General features: G+C 67.5%; 12 protein-coding genes, 1 tRNA gene and 2 rRNA genes. 6 read left to right on the plus strand and 9 right to left on the minus strand.

Annotated elements, in window-relative coordinates:
• Positions 1-24 precede the first annotated feature (24 nt).
• Complete coding sequence (locus WHN02_RS03600) at positions 25-909, plus strand: DUF4231 domain-containing protein (RefSeq protein ID WP_434742041.1); 885 nt, start codon at positions 25-27, stop codon at positions 907-909.
• Positions 910-1,006: 97 nt separating this feature from the next.
• On the opposite strand, the gene WHN02_RS03605 is transcribed toward WHN02_RS03600, so the two are convergent.
• Positions 1,007-1,093: transfer RNA gene (locus WHN02_RS03605), tRNA-Ser, on the minus strand.
• 75 nt (positions 1,094-1,168) lie between these two features.
• Between WHN02_RS03605 and deoD the strand changes: the two genes are divergently transcribed.
• Complete coding sequence (gene deoD / locus WHN02_RS03610) at positions 1,169-1,876, plus strand: purine-nucleoside phosphorylase (RefSeq protein ID WP_434742042.1); 708 nt, start codon at positions 1,169-1,171, stop codon at positions 1,874-1,876.
• Positions 1,877-1,880: 4 nt separating this feature from the next.
• Here the strand turns inward: deoD and WHN02_RS03615 are convergent, their stop codons facing one another.
• The 4 genes from WHN02_RS03615 to WHN02_RS03630 form a co-directional block, all read right to left on the minus strand.
• Complete coding sequence (locus WHN02_RS03615; protein ID WP_434743805.1) at positions 1,881-2,336, minus strand: nucleoside deaminase; 456 nt, start codon at positions 2,334-2,336, stop codon at positions 1,881-1,883.
• An 82-nt stretch (positions 2,337-2,418) separates the two neighbouring features.
• On the minus strand, positions 2,419-2,946 hold the full coding sequence (locus WHN02_RS03620; RefSeq protein WP_350896152.1) for a tRNA adenosine deaminase-associated protein: 528 nt from the start codon (positions 2,944-2,946) through the stop codon (positions 2,419-2,421).
• A gap of 124 nt (positions 2,947-3,070) precedes the next feature.
• On the minus strand, positions 3,071-3,307 hold the full coding sequence (locus WHN02_RS03625; RefSeq protein WP_434742043.1) for a hypothetical protein: 237 nt from the start codon (positions 3,305-3,307) through the stop codon (positions 3,071-3,073).
• 27 nt (positions 3,308-3,334) lie between these two features.
• On the minus strand, positions 3,335-3,724 hold the full coding sequence (locus tag WHN02_RS03630) for a hypothetical protein (RefSeq protein ID WP_350896154.1): 390 nt from the start codon (positions 3,722-3,724) through the stop codon (positions 3,335-3,337).
• Between the two features lie 104 nt (positions 3,725-3,828).
• Here WHN02_RS03630 and WHN02_RS03635 point away from each other — a divergent pair, with 104 nt between their 5' ends.
• Complete coding sequence (locus WHN02_RS03635; protein WP_434742044.1) at positions 3,829-4,572, plus strand: M23 family metallopeptidase; 744 nt, start codon at positions 3,829-3,831, stop codon at positions 4,570-4,572.
• Between the two features lie 20 nt (positions 4,573-4,592).
• A complete protein-coding gene (locus WHN02_RS03640; protein WP_434742045.1) occupies positions 4,593-5,660 on the plus strand; it encodes a PHP domain-containing protein in 1,068 nt (355 codons plus the stop codon).
• Here the strand turns inward: WHN02_RS03640 and WHN02_RS03645 are convergent.
• Positions 5,611-6,609, minus strand: a complete 999-nt coding sequence (locus WHN02_RS03645) for a DMT family transporter (RefSeq protein WP_434742046.1) — start codon at positions 6,607-6,609, stop codon at positions 5,611-5,613. The genes WHN02_RS03640 and WHN02_RS03645 overlap by 50 nt on opposite strands.
• A gap of 216 nt (positions 6,610-6,825) precedes the next feature.
• Between WHN02_RS03645 and WHN02_RS03650 the strand changes: the two genes are divergently transcribed.
• Together WHN02_RS03650 and WHN02_RS03655 are read left to right on the plus strand one after the other, a co-directional pair.
• Positions 6,826-8,496: a DUF885 domain-containing protein gene (locus tag WHN02_RS03650; RefSeq protein ID WP_434742047.1), complete on the plus strand. Its 1,671-nt coding sequence runs from the start codon at positions 6,826-6,828 to the stop codon at positions 8,494-8,496.
• Positions 8,497-8,668: 172 nt separating this feature from the next.
• On the plus strand, positions 8,669-10,507 hold the full coding sequence (locus WHN02_RS03655; RefSeq protein ID WP_434743806.1) for a VanW family protein: 1,839 nt from the start codon (positions 8,669-8,671) through the stop codon (positions 10,505-10,507).
• Positions 10,508-10,932: 425 nt separating this feature from the next.
• Here the strand turns inward: WHN02_RS03655 and WHN02_RS03660 are convergent, their stop codons facing one another.
• The 3 genes from WHN02_RS03660 to WHN02_RS03670 form a co-directional block, all read right to left on the minus strand.
• Positions 10,933-11,559: an NADPH-dependent F420 reductase gene (locus WHN02_RS03660; protein ID WP_434742048.1), complete on the minus strand. Its 627-nt coding sequence runs from the start codon at positions 11,557-11,559 to the stop codon at positions 10,933-10,935.
• Positions 11,560-11,992: 433 nt separating this feature from the next.
• A 5S ribosomal RNA gene (gene rrf / locus WHN02_RS03665) occupies positions 11,993-12,109 on the minus strand.
• Positions 12,110-12,195: 86 nt separating this feature from the next.
• Positions 12,196-15,308 (minus strand): 23S ribosomal RNA (locus WHN02_RS03670).
• Positions 15,309-15,502: the final 194 nt, after the last annotated feature.

The raw sequence follows: 15,502 nt of genomic DNA on the forward strand, positions 1-15,502 counted from the left end.
CTTCGGCAACCCTAGCGTGACGCCATGCGTTCGAGGGTGATTCGCCTATGGGGCTGGGTAACTGGAAATTCCATCGACGACAGGTGGAGTCAGGTCGTCGACGACAACAGTCAGAACTGGCATCCCGATTACATCCGCAGCCTCATTCTCGACGCCGAGGAGAAACTGCACCTCCAGCAATTGTGGCGCCGGGTCGGCGTGGCCTGGGTCTTCGGCGGGAACCTCGTCCTCCTGGCGGCGGCCACCGCCGCGCTCCTGCCCGTGGTCGACGGACTGTCCCGTTTCGCCACCCACCTGTGCGTCGGCCTCGCCGTGTCGCTGATCGCCTCACCGGCCCTGCTGTACTGGCAGTACAAGCGGATGCGACGGACCCGGATAGCGATCAAGAAACTGCACGTCGTCCGGCGGCGCGTCCAGGCCGGAGTGGACACCGCCACGGCCACCGGCAACGACGACGAACTGGCGCTGCGAGCGCAGAAGCGCTACCGCGACGACGTCCCCGACCTGATCTCGCAGTTCCGCGAGGACGCCGGCAGGACCCGCCGGATCCACAACCGTTTCCAGAGCGTCATCATCATCGGCTCGGTCGCCACCTCGGCGATCGCCACCGCCTCGGTGGCCTTCAGTCAGGCCCGGTGGTTGACCGTCGCCGCCAGTGCCGCAGTGGGGCTGTCCGCCGGATTCACCGGATACTTCAAATACCACGAGCGGGCCTTCAACTCCCAGCACACGGCCGACGCGATCGAGCGGGAGTACGAGGCCGTCGAACTCCGCGTCGGCAAGTACGCCAACATGGACGAGTCGAGGGCGTACACCCTCTTCGCGGACAGCGTCGAACGACTGCGCGACGAGCAGAACAAGCGCCAACAGCAGCTCGACCAGCCCGCCGAGGTCAAACGCGAGGAGTGACCCGCCCCCGCCGACGGGCGAGGCCGAAACCGAGGCCGAACGCGGAACGCCCGGTGGGTCCTGTCGGACCCGACCGGGCGTTCTCGCATCTCACGAGCGGTGGTGGCGGGATTTGAACCCGCGGAGGGCGTAAACCCTCACACGCTTTCGAGGCGTGCTCCTTAGGCCACTCGGACACACCACCGCCGAGAAGGCTACAGCAGGACCCGTACGGACGCCGAACCGGTATCCCCACCCACGGCCTGGCAGGATCGTCGCCATGAGTACGCACATCGGCGCGAAGCCGGGAGAGATCGCCGAGCGGGTCCTGATGCCGGGTGACCCCCTGCGGGCCAAGTGGATCGCGGAAACCTACCTGGAGGACGCGACCTGCTACTCGACCGTCCGGGGGATGCTCGGGTTCACCGGTCGCTGGAACGGGGTGGACGTCTCCGTCCAGGGTTCCGGGATGGGGATGCCGTCGGCGAGCATCTACGCCCACGAACTGATCAACGAGTACGGCGTGAAGAGCCTGATCCGGGTCGGCTCCTGCGGGGCGCTGACCGAGGATCTCCACCTGCGGGACGTGTTGGCCGCGAGCGGGTCGTCGACCGACTCGAACATGAACCGGATGCGCTTCGACGGGCTGATCGACTACGCCCCGGTCGCCGACTTCGGGTTGCTGCGTACCTCGGTCGAGGTGGCGGAGCGGCGCGGCGTCGCCATGCGGGTCGGACCGGTCCTGGCGGCGGACGCCTTCTACACCGACCGCCCCGACCTGTACGACACGCTCGCCGACTACGGGGTCCTGGCGGTGGAGATGGAGTCGGCGGCCCTCTACACCATCGCCGCCCGGTACAAGGCGCGGGCGTTGACGGTGCTGACCGTCAGCGACCAGATCAAGACCGGTGAGAAGTCCACCGCCCAGGAGCGGGAGCAGGGATTCGGCCAGATGGTGGAGATCGCCCTCGACACCATCGTCGCCTGACCCGTCAGCGGAAGAAGGCGCGCAGGACCGCTGCGTTCTCGGTCTCCAGGACCCCGCCGTAGACCTCGGGGCGGTGATTGAGCCGGCGGTCCCGCACCACGTCCCAGAGGGAGCCGACGGCCCCCGTCTTCGGTTCCCAGGCCCCGAAGACGACAGTCGAGATCCGGGCCAGCACCAGCGCCCCCGCGCACATGGTGCAGGGTTCCAGGGTCACCACGAGGGTGCAGTCGTCCAGTCGCCACCGGCCGAACCGGGCCGCCGCCCGGCGCAGCGCCAGGACCTCGGCGTGGGCGGTGGGGTCGCCTGTCGTCTCCCGCTCGTTGCGTCCGACTGCCACCTCGGTGCCGTCGGGGCCGTAGACCACCGCCCCGACCGGCACGTCCTCGCCCGCGACGGCGACCCGGGGTTCGTCCGCGCCCACGTCGGGGCCGGTGACGGCGACCTCCAGGGCCCGTCGCATCCAGCGTTCGTGCCGCTGCCGACGGCCCACCTCGGGTGGCCCGGCGAGACCCTCGCGGGCACCCGGCCCACCCCGACCGGGGTCAGACCTCACGCAGGTCCTCGACCTCGTCGGCGCAGCCCAGCACCTGGCACACCTCGACCGTGACGTCGGCCGGCAGCATCCCCTCGTGGGCGCAGAGGGCCAGCAGCCGCTGCGCGGAGACACCCAGGTCGGCGAGGAGGTCCGCCTCGCCCACCGGGTCGGCCTCCGGGTCGACGGCGGGCTGCTCGTTGTCGTCGTCCCCGTGGGACGTCGGTCGGGGCTCGTCGACGTCCTCGAGTCCGGTGACGGAGGTCTTCAGGTCACCGACGAGCATCGCGCCCAGCCGGGACTCCTCGGCGAACGCCGAGTCGGAGCCGAAGATCCGCAGGTCCTCGCCCTGGTCCAGGCGCAGGACCACCAGGTAGGCGTCGTCGGCCTCGACGAAGAGCAGGGACAGGTCGGCGTCCGGGTCGACGTCCCGGAGGCGTTCGGCCACCTCGTCGACGTCGGTGGCGCCACGCAGGCTGACCTCGGCAGCGGTCCAGCCGCTGTCGTCACGTACCACTGCCGCAGCGAAGTACGACACGGTCCCCCCAAGATTTCCCCACGCCGACTCGTACGCGTGCACGGTAACCGGTCAGGTCGGCGGGCGGCTCGTCAACTCCCCGATAGCGTGGGTAAAGCTGCGGAAACGGATGGTCGGGGACGGATCAGCCGACGACCCGACGCCGGATGGCGATCAGCTGTCGGAGCTGTGCCGAGCGGCTCCGCTGGGGCTTCTCCCGCTGGCGGGCCGCTCTGGCCCCGGCCAACTCGGCGAGGAGTTGGAGGCGGCGGCGGCTACGGTCGTCGGGGTCGAGCCGCGGAGTGGTCCAGGCCATAATCCCGAGGGTCGCCCAGTCCTGGCGGTACGTCAAGACGATGTTCCAGACGCCGCCGAGGGCCACCGGAGAACCACTCTGAGCGAGCCCGACTCACCACAACGGCCAGTCTCCGGTACCCGACCAGCGCAGCGCCACCACCGCACCGGCGATGCTCCATCCGCCGGAGGTGACTATCGCTATTCCGGTGGCCACGCCCCGGTCACCGAACCTGACCAGCAGGAGTGCGGCCAGCCAGGCCAGGACGCAGGCGAGCGACGTCCACCGGGCATAGCCGGCCAGGTCCGAACCGAGCAGGCCGAACAACACCAGCCAGGCGGCGGCCATGGCACCCCCGGCGGCGACCCCGCTGCCGGTGACCTGGTGCGGTTCGCGGTAACTCGGGCGCGACGGTGGTGCCGACGGGAACAACCCCGACGGGGTACGCGGTCCGGGGCGTACACCGCCGGCCGTCGGATCGGGGCGGAAAGCCGGGTGGGTCATCGCGGTCGCTCCTCGTGCCGTCGCCGCCCTGGTCACCGGGACACGCGAACGATTCGACGTCCACGAGACCCCGGTCCACGGTAGCGGTCTGCCAGGATGACCGGATGCGCCCGTCTTCCGTCGTCCGCCGCCGTACCCGGTCGGTGTACCCGGTGTTGCTCCTCGCCGTGGTGACGGTGGCCGCCGGCTGCGCGACCAGCCGGGAGGTCCCGCAGTCACAGCCTGGCACCCCCTCGGCACCACTCACCGCCGACCAGCCCGCCCCCGGGCGTCCGACGGAGGCCGCCCCGACCGGTCCGTCCGGCACCCCGTCCCCCTCGGCCACGAGGTCGGACCTGCGGCATGTCTTCCCGGTACGCGCGGACGACGTCGACTACCACCCGACCCATTCGGCGTACCCGGGAACCGACCTCTTCGCCGACTGCGGGGAGCCCTTCGTCGCCGTCACCGACGGGGTGGTCCTGGAGGTCAGCCGGGTGGACCGCTACGAGAAGCGGGGGCCGCAGGGGCCGCACAACGGTGGCCTGTCGGTGTCGCTGCGCGGCGACGACGGCGTCCGCTACTACGGCTCCCACCTGAGCGTGATCGCCACCGGCGTCGACGAGGGCACCCGGGTCCGCGCCGGTCAGCAGCTCGGCCGGGTCGGTCGGACCGGCAACGCCAACAACGTGTGCCACGTGCACTTCGGCATCTCCCCGCCGTGCACCGGCAAGGACGACTGGTGGATCCGGCGGGGTGTGGTGTGGCCGGCGAAGTACCTCGACTCGTGGCGTCGGGGCGGCAACCGGGCACCGGCCGCCGAGGTGAACCGGTGGCAGCGTGAGCACGGTTGCCCCCGCGAGCCGTGACCCGGCGTAGATTCGGATCCGTGAGCGACCGGGATCCCATCGCCGACCTGCGCCGAATCGCCTTCCTGCTGGAACGGGCCAACGAGGCGACCTACCGGGTACGCGCGTTCCGGTCCGCCGCCGCCGCGCTCTCCGCCCTCTCCGCCGCCGACGTCGCCGAGCGGGCCCGGGACGGCCGGTTGACCGAACTGCCGGGGGTCGGCGACGTGACGGCCCGGTGCGTGACGGAGTCCCTCGAAGGTACGGAGCCGGTCTACCTGCGTCGCCTCCTGGCCACCGAGGGGCTCGACCTGGACGCCGAGGCGACAGCGCTACGGGCGGCGCTGCGCGGCGACTGCCACACCCATTCGGACTGGTCCGACGGGGGTTCCCCGATCGAGGAGATGGCACTCGCCGCCGTGGAGCTGGGCCACGAGTACCTGGTGCTCACCGACCATTCGCCCCGGCTGAAGGTGGCCCGGGGGTTGACCGCGGACCGGCTCCGCCGCCAACTCGACCACGTGGCGCGGCTCAACGCCGAACTGCCGCAGGGGTTCCGGATCCTCACCGGCATCGAGGTGGACATCCTCGCCGACGGCTCCCTCGACCAGGACGAGGAGCTGCTGGCCCGCCTCGACGTGGTGGTCGGGTCGGTGCACAGCGGCCTGAACGACGAACGGTCGAAGATGACCCGGCGGATGGTGACCGCGATCGCCAACCCGCACCTGGACATCCTCGGTCACTGCACCGGACGGATGGTGTCGTCCCGACCGGCCGGGGTTGTCGGCCCCGGCGACCGAGGTCACCGGGGCCGTACGCGGAAGGAGAGCGACTTCGACGCGGACGCGGTCTTCGCCGCGTGCGCCGAACACGACAAGGCCGTCGAGATCAACTCACGCCCGGAGCGGCAGGACCCCCCGAAACGGTTGATCCGTCGGGCCCTGGAGGCGGGCTGCCGGTTCGCTATCGACACCGACGCGCACGCCCCCGGTCAGCTCGACTGGCAACGGTACGGCTGCGAGCGGGCGGCCCGTTGCGGAGTACCCGCCGAGCGGGTGGTCAACTCGTGGCCGGCGGACCGACTGACGGAGTGGGCACTGCGACACTGACCACGTCGCCCGCGCTCGGCAGACTCGACCGGACCCGTCGCCACCGGACGACCCCACCCTGGATGATCATCACCCCGATCAGGACGACTACGGCGCCGACCGGCTGGTACCAGGTCAGGCTCTCGTCGAGGAACAGGACACCGGCCACGACGGCGAAGATCGGGATCACGTACATCACCGACGCGGCGAGACTGGCCCCGACCTGCCGGATCAGACGCATGTTCAGCACGAAGGCCAGACCGGTGGCGAACACGCCCAGCACCAGCACGCTGGCCAGCACCTCCACCGACAGCCGGGTCGGCGCCGGTGGCGTACCCCCCGTCGGCACCAGCAGGACCATCACCACCGCTGCGACCAGCAGCTGGCCCGCCGTCAGGGACAGCTCGCTGTGCGTACCGTCGGCCAGGAAACGCCGCTGGTAGGGGATCGCGAAACCGAAGCAGGCCGCCGCCGCGAAGGCGAGCAGTTGACCGGTCAGGTGCGCCCCCCCGACGCCCTGCCACACCCCGAGCACCACCAGCACCCCGGCGAAGCCCACCCCCAGCCCGACCGCCCGCCGGGGGTCCAGCCGTTCCGTGCGGAACAGCAGCACCGCCATCGGCAGCACCACGAGTGGGGTGGTGGCGTTCCAGATCGCCGCGAGCAGCGAATCGATCCGCTGCTCGCTGTAGGCGAGCAACGGTAGGGGCAGCACCAGCTGGAACATCCCGACGACGGTGAGGTGCAGCCAGGTGCGAAGGTCGGTGGGCAGCCGGTCCCGGAGTACGGCCAACAGGACCAGCATCGCCACGGCGGCGGTGACGAGCCGGTAGGCGGACAGGTGAACCGGGTGCAGCTCCCCGACGCCGATCTTGATGAAGAGGTAGCCCGAGCCCCAGATGGCGGCGAGGGCGACGAAACCTGGAAGCCAGGCCCGCCGGCTGGTTCCACCGGCAGCGATCGATGACATCACAGTGGACACTGTGCGCCCCGCACCGGGCGGTTGTCGCCGGTCCGACGGGCACAGTGGCCCGTTGCACACCGACTACGGAAGGTAGGAGTCGGGCGGGCTCCCCCCGACCCGCCCGGCCCCCTGTCCGACTGCCCGCAAGTCTGGCCGAGCAGCTGTCCGGAACCCGCCGAACAGGGTCGACAACCTGGCCGGCCGGTCACGTAGGGTCGCCTGGTGGGACGAATCGATGACCTCGCCAACCGGTACGTGGACGACTGGGCCGCAGTCAACCCCGTCGGCGCCACGTACGTCGGTGTCGCCGGCTACGACGACCGGCTCGACGACCTGACCCCGGCCGGTTTCGCGGCCCAGGCCGACCTGACCCGGCGTACCCTCGCCGACCTCGACGCCACCGAACCGGAGACGGAGCGGGAACGGACCGCCAAGGAGGCCATGCAGGAACGACTGGGTCTGCAACTGGCCCGGTTCGACACCGGCGAGGCGTCCAGCGAGATCAACGTGATCACCAGCCCGCTCCACGAGATGCGGATGGTCTTCGACCTGATGCCGACGGAGGGGGTCGAGGCGCAGGCCAACATAGCCGCCCGGCTCAACCGGTTCGCCGGGGCCATCGAGGGCTACAAGACCACGCTGCGCGAGGCGGCAGCCGCCGGACAGGTCAGCTCCCAGGTGCAGATCACCGAGGTCGCCAAGCAGTGCGACGCCTGGACCGACCCGGCCGGCGACGATTTCTTCCACGGACTGGTCGAGCGGCTCGCCGCCGAGGGGACCATCGGCGCGGAACTCCGCCGGGGAGCAGCAGCGGCGACAGCGGCCACCGCCGAGTTCAGCCGGTTCCTGCGTACCGAGTTGGCACCACGGGGCCGGGACAAGCAGGCCGCCGGGCGGGACCGGTACGAACTGGCCTCGCAGTACTTCCTCGGCGCCCGGGTGGACCTCGACGAGACGTACGCCTGGGGGTTCGACGAACTGGCCCGCCTGGAGGCCGACATGCGGGTCGTCTCCAGCCGCATCGCGGGGCCGGGCGCCACCACCGACGAGGCCGTCGCCGTGCTCGACGCCGACCCGGCCCGGACGGTGCACGGCAAGGAGGCGTTCCGGGACTGGATGCAGGAGCTTGCCGACCGGACGGTCACCGACCTGAACGGAAGCCACTTCGACATCCCCGAGCAGATCCACCGGATCGAGTGCCACCTCGCCCCGACCAGCGACGGGGCGATCTACTACACCGGCCCCAGCGAGGACTTCTCCCGCCCCGGCCGGATGTGGTGGGCGGTCCCGGCCGGGATCACCAGCTTCTCCACCTGGCGGGAGGTGACCACCGTCTTCCACGAGGGCGTCCCGGGCCACCACCTCCAGATCGGGCAGACGGCGGTCCGCGCCGACCTGCTCAACCGGTGGCAGCGGCTGCTCTGCTTCTCCTCCGGGCACGCCGAGGGGTGGGCGCTCTACGCGGAGCGGCTGATGGAGGAGTTGGGCTACCTGGAGGAGCCGGGCGAGAAGCTCGGCATGCTCGACGGCCAGGCCCTCCGTGCCGCCCGGGTGATCGTCGACATCGGCATGCACCTAGAGCTGACCATCCCGAAGGACAACCCCTTCGACTTCCACCCCGGCGAGCGGTGGACGCCGGAGCTGGGCTGGGAGTTCATGCGGGCGCACTGCCGGGTGCCGGAGGAGAACCTCCGGTTCGAGCTCAACCGCTACCTGGGCTGGCCGGGGCAGGCTCCGGCGTACAAGGTGGGTGAGCGGATCTGGCTCCAGGCCCGCGAGGACGCCAAGGTACGCAAGGGTCCCGACTTCGACCTCAAGCGCTTCCACCAGGAGGCGCTGGACCTGGGACCGCTCGGGCTCGACCCGCTGCGTCGGGCGCTCGACCGGCTCTGACTCACCGTCACGCCGACAGCGCGGAGGCGAGCCGTCCCCCACACCAAAACAGCCCGGATACCCCCATCATGGGCACCGGAGCGGGACGGCGGCTGCCGCGACGGCCGACGGTTCGTTACCGTAGTTGTCTTCATGGGGGAACGCTCCGCCCATGCGGCACGTCCCGATCGAGGTGACCTTGACTCTGTACGGTGAACCGCCCTCGCCTGCCGCCGACGACCGGCCAACCGTGCAGGTCACCGCGGTCAACTGGCCGGTCGGCGACGGGCCGGCCGGGCCGCCGAAGCCACCCGCCGGTGGACCCGGCGGCGGTACGTCCTCCGCACGACGTCGACGCCTCCTGGTCGTCGGCGGGGTCACCACCGCCGTCCTCGCCGCCGCCGTCGGCACCGGGGTCTACGCGTACCGCGGAGACGTCCCCCGGGGCACCACGGTCCTCGGTACGGAGGTCGGCGGGCGGAGCAAGACGGAGGCGGCCGGTGAACTCCGGGCCGAGCTGGACCGCCGATCCGGCACCCTCAACTCCCCACTGAAAGTGGTGGTCGGCGAGAACACCGCCGAGATCGACCCGGCCGACGTCGGGCTGACGGTCGACGTCAACGCCACTGTCGCCGCCGCCGCAGACGCCGACGCGCCCGCTGTCAGTCGCCTCGTCGGCTCCCGCTCGGTCGAACCGGTGGTGACGGTGGACCCGGACCGGCTCGACGCCGCCCTGAAGAAGGTGCTCGGCAAGCAGGGCCGGAAGATGACGATGCCGGCGATCAGCTGGAAGGGCACCACGCCCCGGCCCCGGCACCCCGAGCCCAGCCTCACCCTGGACAAGCAGCGTTCCGTCGAGGCCGTCCGCGCCGGGTGGCTGGCCGGGCAACCCGTGACCGTCCCGCTCGTCGAGAAGCACCCGGCGACCACGGCCGAGGAGGTCGACCAGATGGTCGACCAACTGGCCCGGCCTGCGGTCGCCAAACCGGTGACCCTCCGCACCGACGAGGGCTCGGTACGTATCCCGCCCGCAGCGATCGCCAAGAGCCTGCGGTTCACCAGCGACAAGGCCGGCAAGCTGACCGCGAAGGTCGACGTGAAGCGGCTGCGCAACGCCATGGGCGGCAAACTCGCCTCGGTCGAGGTGAGCCCCCGCAACGCGCGGATGGCGGTCACCGCGAACAAGCCGAAGGTGGTCGACCGGGGCCGTCCCGGTCAACAGCTCGACACCGGCACCCTCGGCAAGGACCTACTCGCTGTCCTGCCGAAGGCGGACGGGCGTACCGTCTCGGTCGACCTGAAGCCGGTGCAGCCGGAGGTGACCGCCGAGAAGATCGCCGAGCTGGGCATCAAGGAGAAGGTCTCCACCTTCACCACCAACTTCACCGGCGGCCTGGGCTCCCCGCGCAGCAAGAACATCGTGCAGATCGCCAAGGACGTCGACGGGACGGTGGTGCTGCCCGGTGAGACGTTCTCCCTCAACGGGCACACCGGCGAACGCAGCTACGCCCAGGGCTACCACGACGCCCCCGTCATCATGGACGGCAAGCTCGTTCCCGGCGTCGGTGGCGGCACCTCCCAGTTCACCACCACCCTGTTCAACGCCACCTACTACGCCGGGCTGGAGGACGTCGAGCACAAACCGCACTCGTACTGGTTCAGCCGGTACCCGGCGGTCATCGAGTCGACCATCTTCTGGCCACACCTCGACTTCAAGTTCCGCAACAACACCAAGTACGGGGTTCTCATCGACACCTCGTACACCGGGAACTCGATCACCGTCTCGATCTGGAGCACCAAGATCTACGACAGTGTGAAGACCGAGTACGGCCCCCGGCGGGACATCACCAAGCCGAAGACGGTCTACCTCGAGCCCGGCCCCTCCTGCATCCCCGCCAACGGCATCGACGGCTTCGCCCAGGACGCCTTCCGGGTCATCAAGAAGGACGGCAAGGTCGTCAAGCGGGAGAAGTTCAGCTGGCGGTACGACGCCGAACCGCGCTTCATCTGCGGCCGGAACCCCACCTCCTGACCCCCGCACCACGACTGCACCACCCCGTAATCCCCGCACCACGACTGCACCACCCCGCAGCCCCTGCAGTCCCGAGGCCCCGCCGGCAACCTGTGCCGACGGGGCCTCACCCGTCTGGACCTCGGCCCTCCGAGTGCCCCCGGGCTGGACGGCCGTGGCCCTTGCGGGGCCACCCGGGGACCCAGGGACTGGAGCCACGGACCGGGGCTGGGTGACAACCCGCCCCGCACCCGGTCCGGGCTGTAATGCCGGACCGGGTGCGGGGCGGCCGAGGTCGGGCGTCCATGGCCCGTGCGGTCGGCCCATGGCCGACCGCACGGGTCGGCCCGGGGCCGACCCGAGGCCCGGGGCCGACCCGAGGCCCGGGGCCGACCCGAGGCCCGGGGCCGGATGTTGTCGCCCGGGGTCGGGCCGCTGTGGTCGGCTCAGGGGCGAGCTTCGGCGAGCCCCTTGCGGACCCCCTCGGCGTTGCGGTCCGTCCCGTACACGGGCGTGTCGGGCTGCTGCCGCCAGCTTCCGTCGAGGGTGCCCGCATCCACCGGGTCGAACCCGAGGGCGTCCACCAACTCCATCACCATCTGCTTCGCCTCGGCGTCGTCTCCGGCGACGGGAAGGCCGATCCGGTCGGCGTCCCCGGCGGGACGCCCCTGCTCCAGGAGGTGCTGGGCCTGGATGTTGTTGAACGTCTTCACCACCCGGGCGCCCTTGAGGTGGTCGGCGGTCCACCGGCTGGAGCTGAGGCTACGATCCAGCAGCTCGGCGACGTCTCCGTCGCGTTGCGGGTAGTAGTTGTTGGCGTCGACGACCACCTTGCCCTCGAAGATCGGACTGGGCAGGGAGGGAACGGCCAGCAGGGGAATCGCCACCACGACCAGGTCGGCACCGTCGACGGCCTGCTCCACTGTGCCGGCGGTGGCTCCGGTCTCCTCGGTGAGCGACGTGAGGGTCTCGGGACCACGTGAGTTCGCCACAGTCACCTCGTGCCCGAGCGTCCGTAGCCGTCGGGTGAGCGTGCCACCGATGTGCCCCGACCCGATGATTCCGATCCTCATGGCTTCTCCTAGCTCCGCCGCTCCCGGCGGGTCTGCTCGGTCCGTCCCTGAGCAGTTACCCCGTACCGGCAAGGTCGATCACCGACGAGGCGTAGAGCACGCCCAGAAGGTTCTCCCCGGCCCACGGACCGGCCCTGTCTACCCCACAACCCCCGGTCGACACCCACCTACCTCCAAGCCATCCCACCCTTCCCCCTCCGCCCCGCCCACAGACCCCCGGTCTGCCGTGTTGATCAAGGGGTTTGCGTCACGATTGGAGATCATCCAGACGCAAATCCCTTGATCACGGAACGATCGGGGACGCCCGGCCGCTGGCAGGGGACCGCGAGGGCGGACAGCGCATAGCGGGCAGAGGGCAGAGGAATGCCCAGGTCGGATACAGCAGGAAACACGTGTAGGGCCACCCTTCGGGGTGGCCCTACACGTGAAAGATGTCCGGCGGTGTCCTACTCTCCCACACCCTCCCGAGTGCAGTACCATCGGCGCTGGAAGGCTTAGCTTCCGGGTTCGGAATGTAACCGGGCGTTTCCCTTCCGCCATGACCGCCGTAACCCTATCGACATATCAAACAACACCACACACACGTGGTCTGCTGTTCGTTTGTCAAGAGTTGCACAGTGGACGCGTAGCAGCTTCGTAGTCAAGTCCTCGGCCTATTAGTACCGGTCAACTCAACCCGTTACCGAGCTTACATCTCCGGCCTATCAACCCAGTCGTCTAACTGGGGGCCTTACCCACACCAAAGATGTGGCGGGATACCTCATCTTGAAGCGAGCTTCCCGCTTAGATGCTTTCAGCGGTTATCCCTTCCGAACGTAGCCAACCAGCCGTGCCCCTGGCGGGACAACTGGCACACCAGAGGTTCGTCCGTCCCGGTCCTCTCGTACTAGGGACAGCCCTTCTCAAGTATCCTACGCGCACGGCGGATAGGGACCGAACTGTCTCACGACGTTCTAAACCCAGCTCGCGTACCGCTTTAATGGGCGAACAGCCCAACCCTTGGGACCTGCTACAGCCCCAGGATGCGACGAGCCGACATCGAGGTGCCAAACCATCCCGTCGATATGGACTCTTGGGGAAGATCAGCCTGTTATCCCCGGGGTACCTTTTATCCGTTGAGCGACACCGCTTCCACACGCAAGTGCCGGATCACTAGTCCCGACTTTCGTCCCTGCTCGACCTGTCAGTCTCACAGTCAAGCTCCCTTGTGCACTTACACTCAACACCTGATTGCCAACCAGGCTGAGGGAACCTTTGGGCGCCTCCGTTACCTTTTAGGAGGCAACCGCCCCAGTTAAACTACCCACCAGACACTGTCCCTGAACCGGATCACGGCCCGAAGTTAGATATCCGAATCAACCAGAGTGGTATTTCAAGATTGCCTCCACCCATACTGGCGTATGGACTTCACCGGCTCCCACCTATCCTACACAAGCTAACTCAAATACCAATGTCAAGCTATAGTAAAGGTCCCGGGGTCTTTCCGTCCTGCCGCGCGTAACGAGCATCTTTACTCGTAATGCAATTTCGCCGGGCCTGTGGTTGAGACAGTGGGGAAGTCGTTACGCCATTCGTGCAGGTCGGAACTTACCCGACAAGGAATTTCGCTACCTTAGGATGGTTATAGTTACCACCGCCGTTTACTGGCGCTTAAGTTCTCCGCTTCGCCCCGAAGAGCTAACAGGTCCCCTTAACGTTCCAGCACCGGGCAGGCGTCAGTCCATATACATCGAATTACTTCTTCGCATGGACCTGTGTTTTTAGTAAACAGTCGCTTCCCCCTGCTCTCTGCGGCCATACAACGCTCCACCCGCACGGGGCTTCACGTCTCCGGCCCCCCTTCTCCCTAAGTTACGGGGGCAATTTGCCGAGTTCCTTAACCACAGTTCACCCGATCGCCTTGGTATTCTCTACCTGACCACCTGTGTCGGTTTGGGGTACGGGCCGCTCGGAACTCGCTAGAGGCTTTTCTCGGCAGCATAGGATCACTGACTTCACCTGAATCGGCTCGGCATCACGTCTCAGCCACATGCGCCGCGGATTTACCTACGACACGGCCTACACGCTTACCCCGGCACAACCACCGGCCGGGCTCAGCTACCTTCCTGCGTCACCCCATCGCTTGACTACTACCCGCCAGGTTCCCACGCTCCCCACCATCAACCCGAAGGCATCCGGCAGCTCGGGTGGTTAGCACAACGAGGTTCATCACGGGCGCTCCTTCGCGGGTACGGGAATATCAACCCGTTGTCCATCGACTACGCCTCTCGGCCTCGCCTTAGGTCCCGACTCACCCAGGGCGGATTAACCTGGCCCTGGAACCCTTGGTCATCCGGCGGAAGGGTTTCTCACCCTTCTTTCGCTACTCATGCCTGCATTCTCACTCGTGCCGCGTCCACAACTCGATCACTCGGCTGCTTCACCCCCGGCACGACGCTCCCCTACCCATCCACACACCTGCACAAGAACCACAAGGATCCCCGCGAAGTAAAAATGTGAATGCCACAGCTTCGGCGGTGTACTTGAGCCCCGCTACATTGTCGGCGCGGAACCACTTGACCAGTGAGCTATTACGCACTCTTTAAAGGGTGGCTGCTTCTAAGCCAACCTCCTGGTTGTCTATGCGACCCCACATCCTTTTCCACTTAGCACACGCTTAGGGGCCTTAGCTGGTGATCTGGGCTGTTTCCCTCTCGACTACGAAGCTTATCCCCCGCAGTCTCACTGCCGCGCTCTCACTTACCGGCATTCGGAGTTTGGCTGATTTCGGTAAGCTTGTGGGCCCCCTAGACCATCCAGTGCTCTACCTCCGGCAAGAAACACGCGACGCTGCACCTAAATGCATTTCGGGGAGAACCAGCTATCACGGAGTTTGATTGGCCTTTCACCCCTAACCACAGGTCATCCCCCAACTTTTCAACGTTGGTGGGTTCGGCCCTCCACGTAGTCTTACCCACGCTTCAGCCTGCCCATGGCTAGATCACTCCGCTTCGGGTCTAGGACACGCGACTCAAACGCCCTATTCAGACTCGCTTTCGCTACGGCTCCCCCACACGGGTTAACCTCGCCACATGCCACTAACTCGCAGGCTCATTCTTCAAAAGGCACGCCGTCACCCCGCAAGGCTCCGACGGATTGTAGGCGAACGGTTTCAGGTACTATTTCACTCCCCTCCCGGGGTACTTTTCACCATTCCCTCACGGTACTCGTCCGCTATCGGTCACCAGGAAGTATTTAGGCTTACCAGGTGGTCCTGGCAGATTCACGGCAGATTTCAGGGGTCCGCCGCTACTCGGGAACACCCACAGGAGACCAGCCACTTTCACCTACCGGACTCTCACCGTCTACGGTCAGCCTTCCCAGACTGTTCAGCTAGCAACTGGCTTTCTCACTCCTCCAACAGTCGTCAGCCTGTTGAGCAGGGTCCCACAACCCCGACCACGCAACCCCTGACAGGTATCACACGCAACCGGTTTAGCCTCATCCGCTTTCGCTCGCCACTACTCACGGAATCACATGTTGTTTTCTCTTCCTACGGGTACTGAGATGTTTCACTTCCCCGCGTTCCCCCCACACACCCTATGTATTCAGATGCGGGTGACATCACATGACTGATGCCAGGTTTCCCCATTCGGACACCCTGGGATCACAGCTCGGTTGACAGCTCCCCCAGGCCTATCGCGGCCTCCCACGTCCTTCATCGGCTCCTGGTGCCAAGGCATCCACCGTTCGCCCTTGACAACTTGACCACAAAGATGCTCGCGTCCACTGTGCAATTCTCAACAAACGACCAACCCACAACCCACAGCCCCACACCAAACCCAACCCCCACGGGCCGGCGGTATGCGAGACCAGGCCATGCCTGGCGACCTGACAGACCACGTCACCGCAGCCCACCACAGTCTCTGAAACAACAACACGATGGTTGTTCCTTCAGGACCCA

Source organism: Micromonospora sp. SH-82, from assembly GCF_051132485.1.
In the GTDB taxonomy this organism is placed as follows: domain Bacteria; phylum Actinomycetota; class Actinomycetes; order Mycobacteriales; family Micromonosporaceae; genus Micromonospora.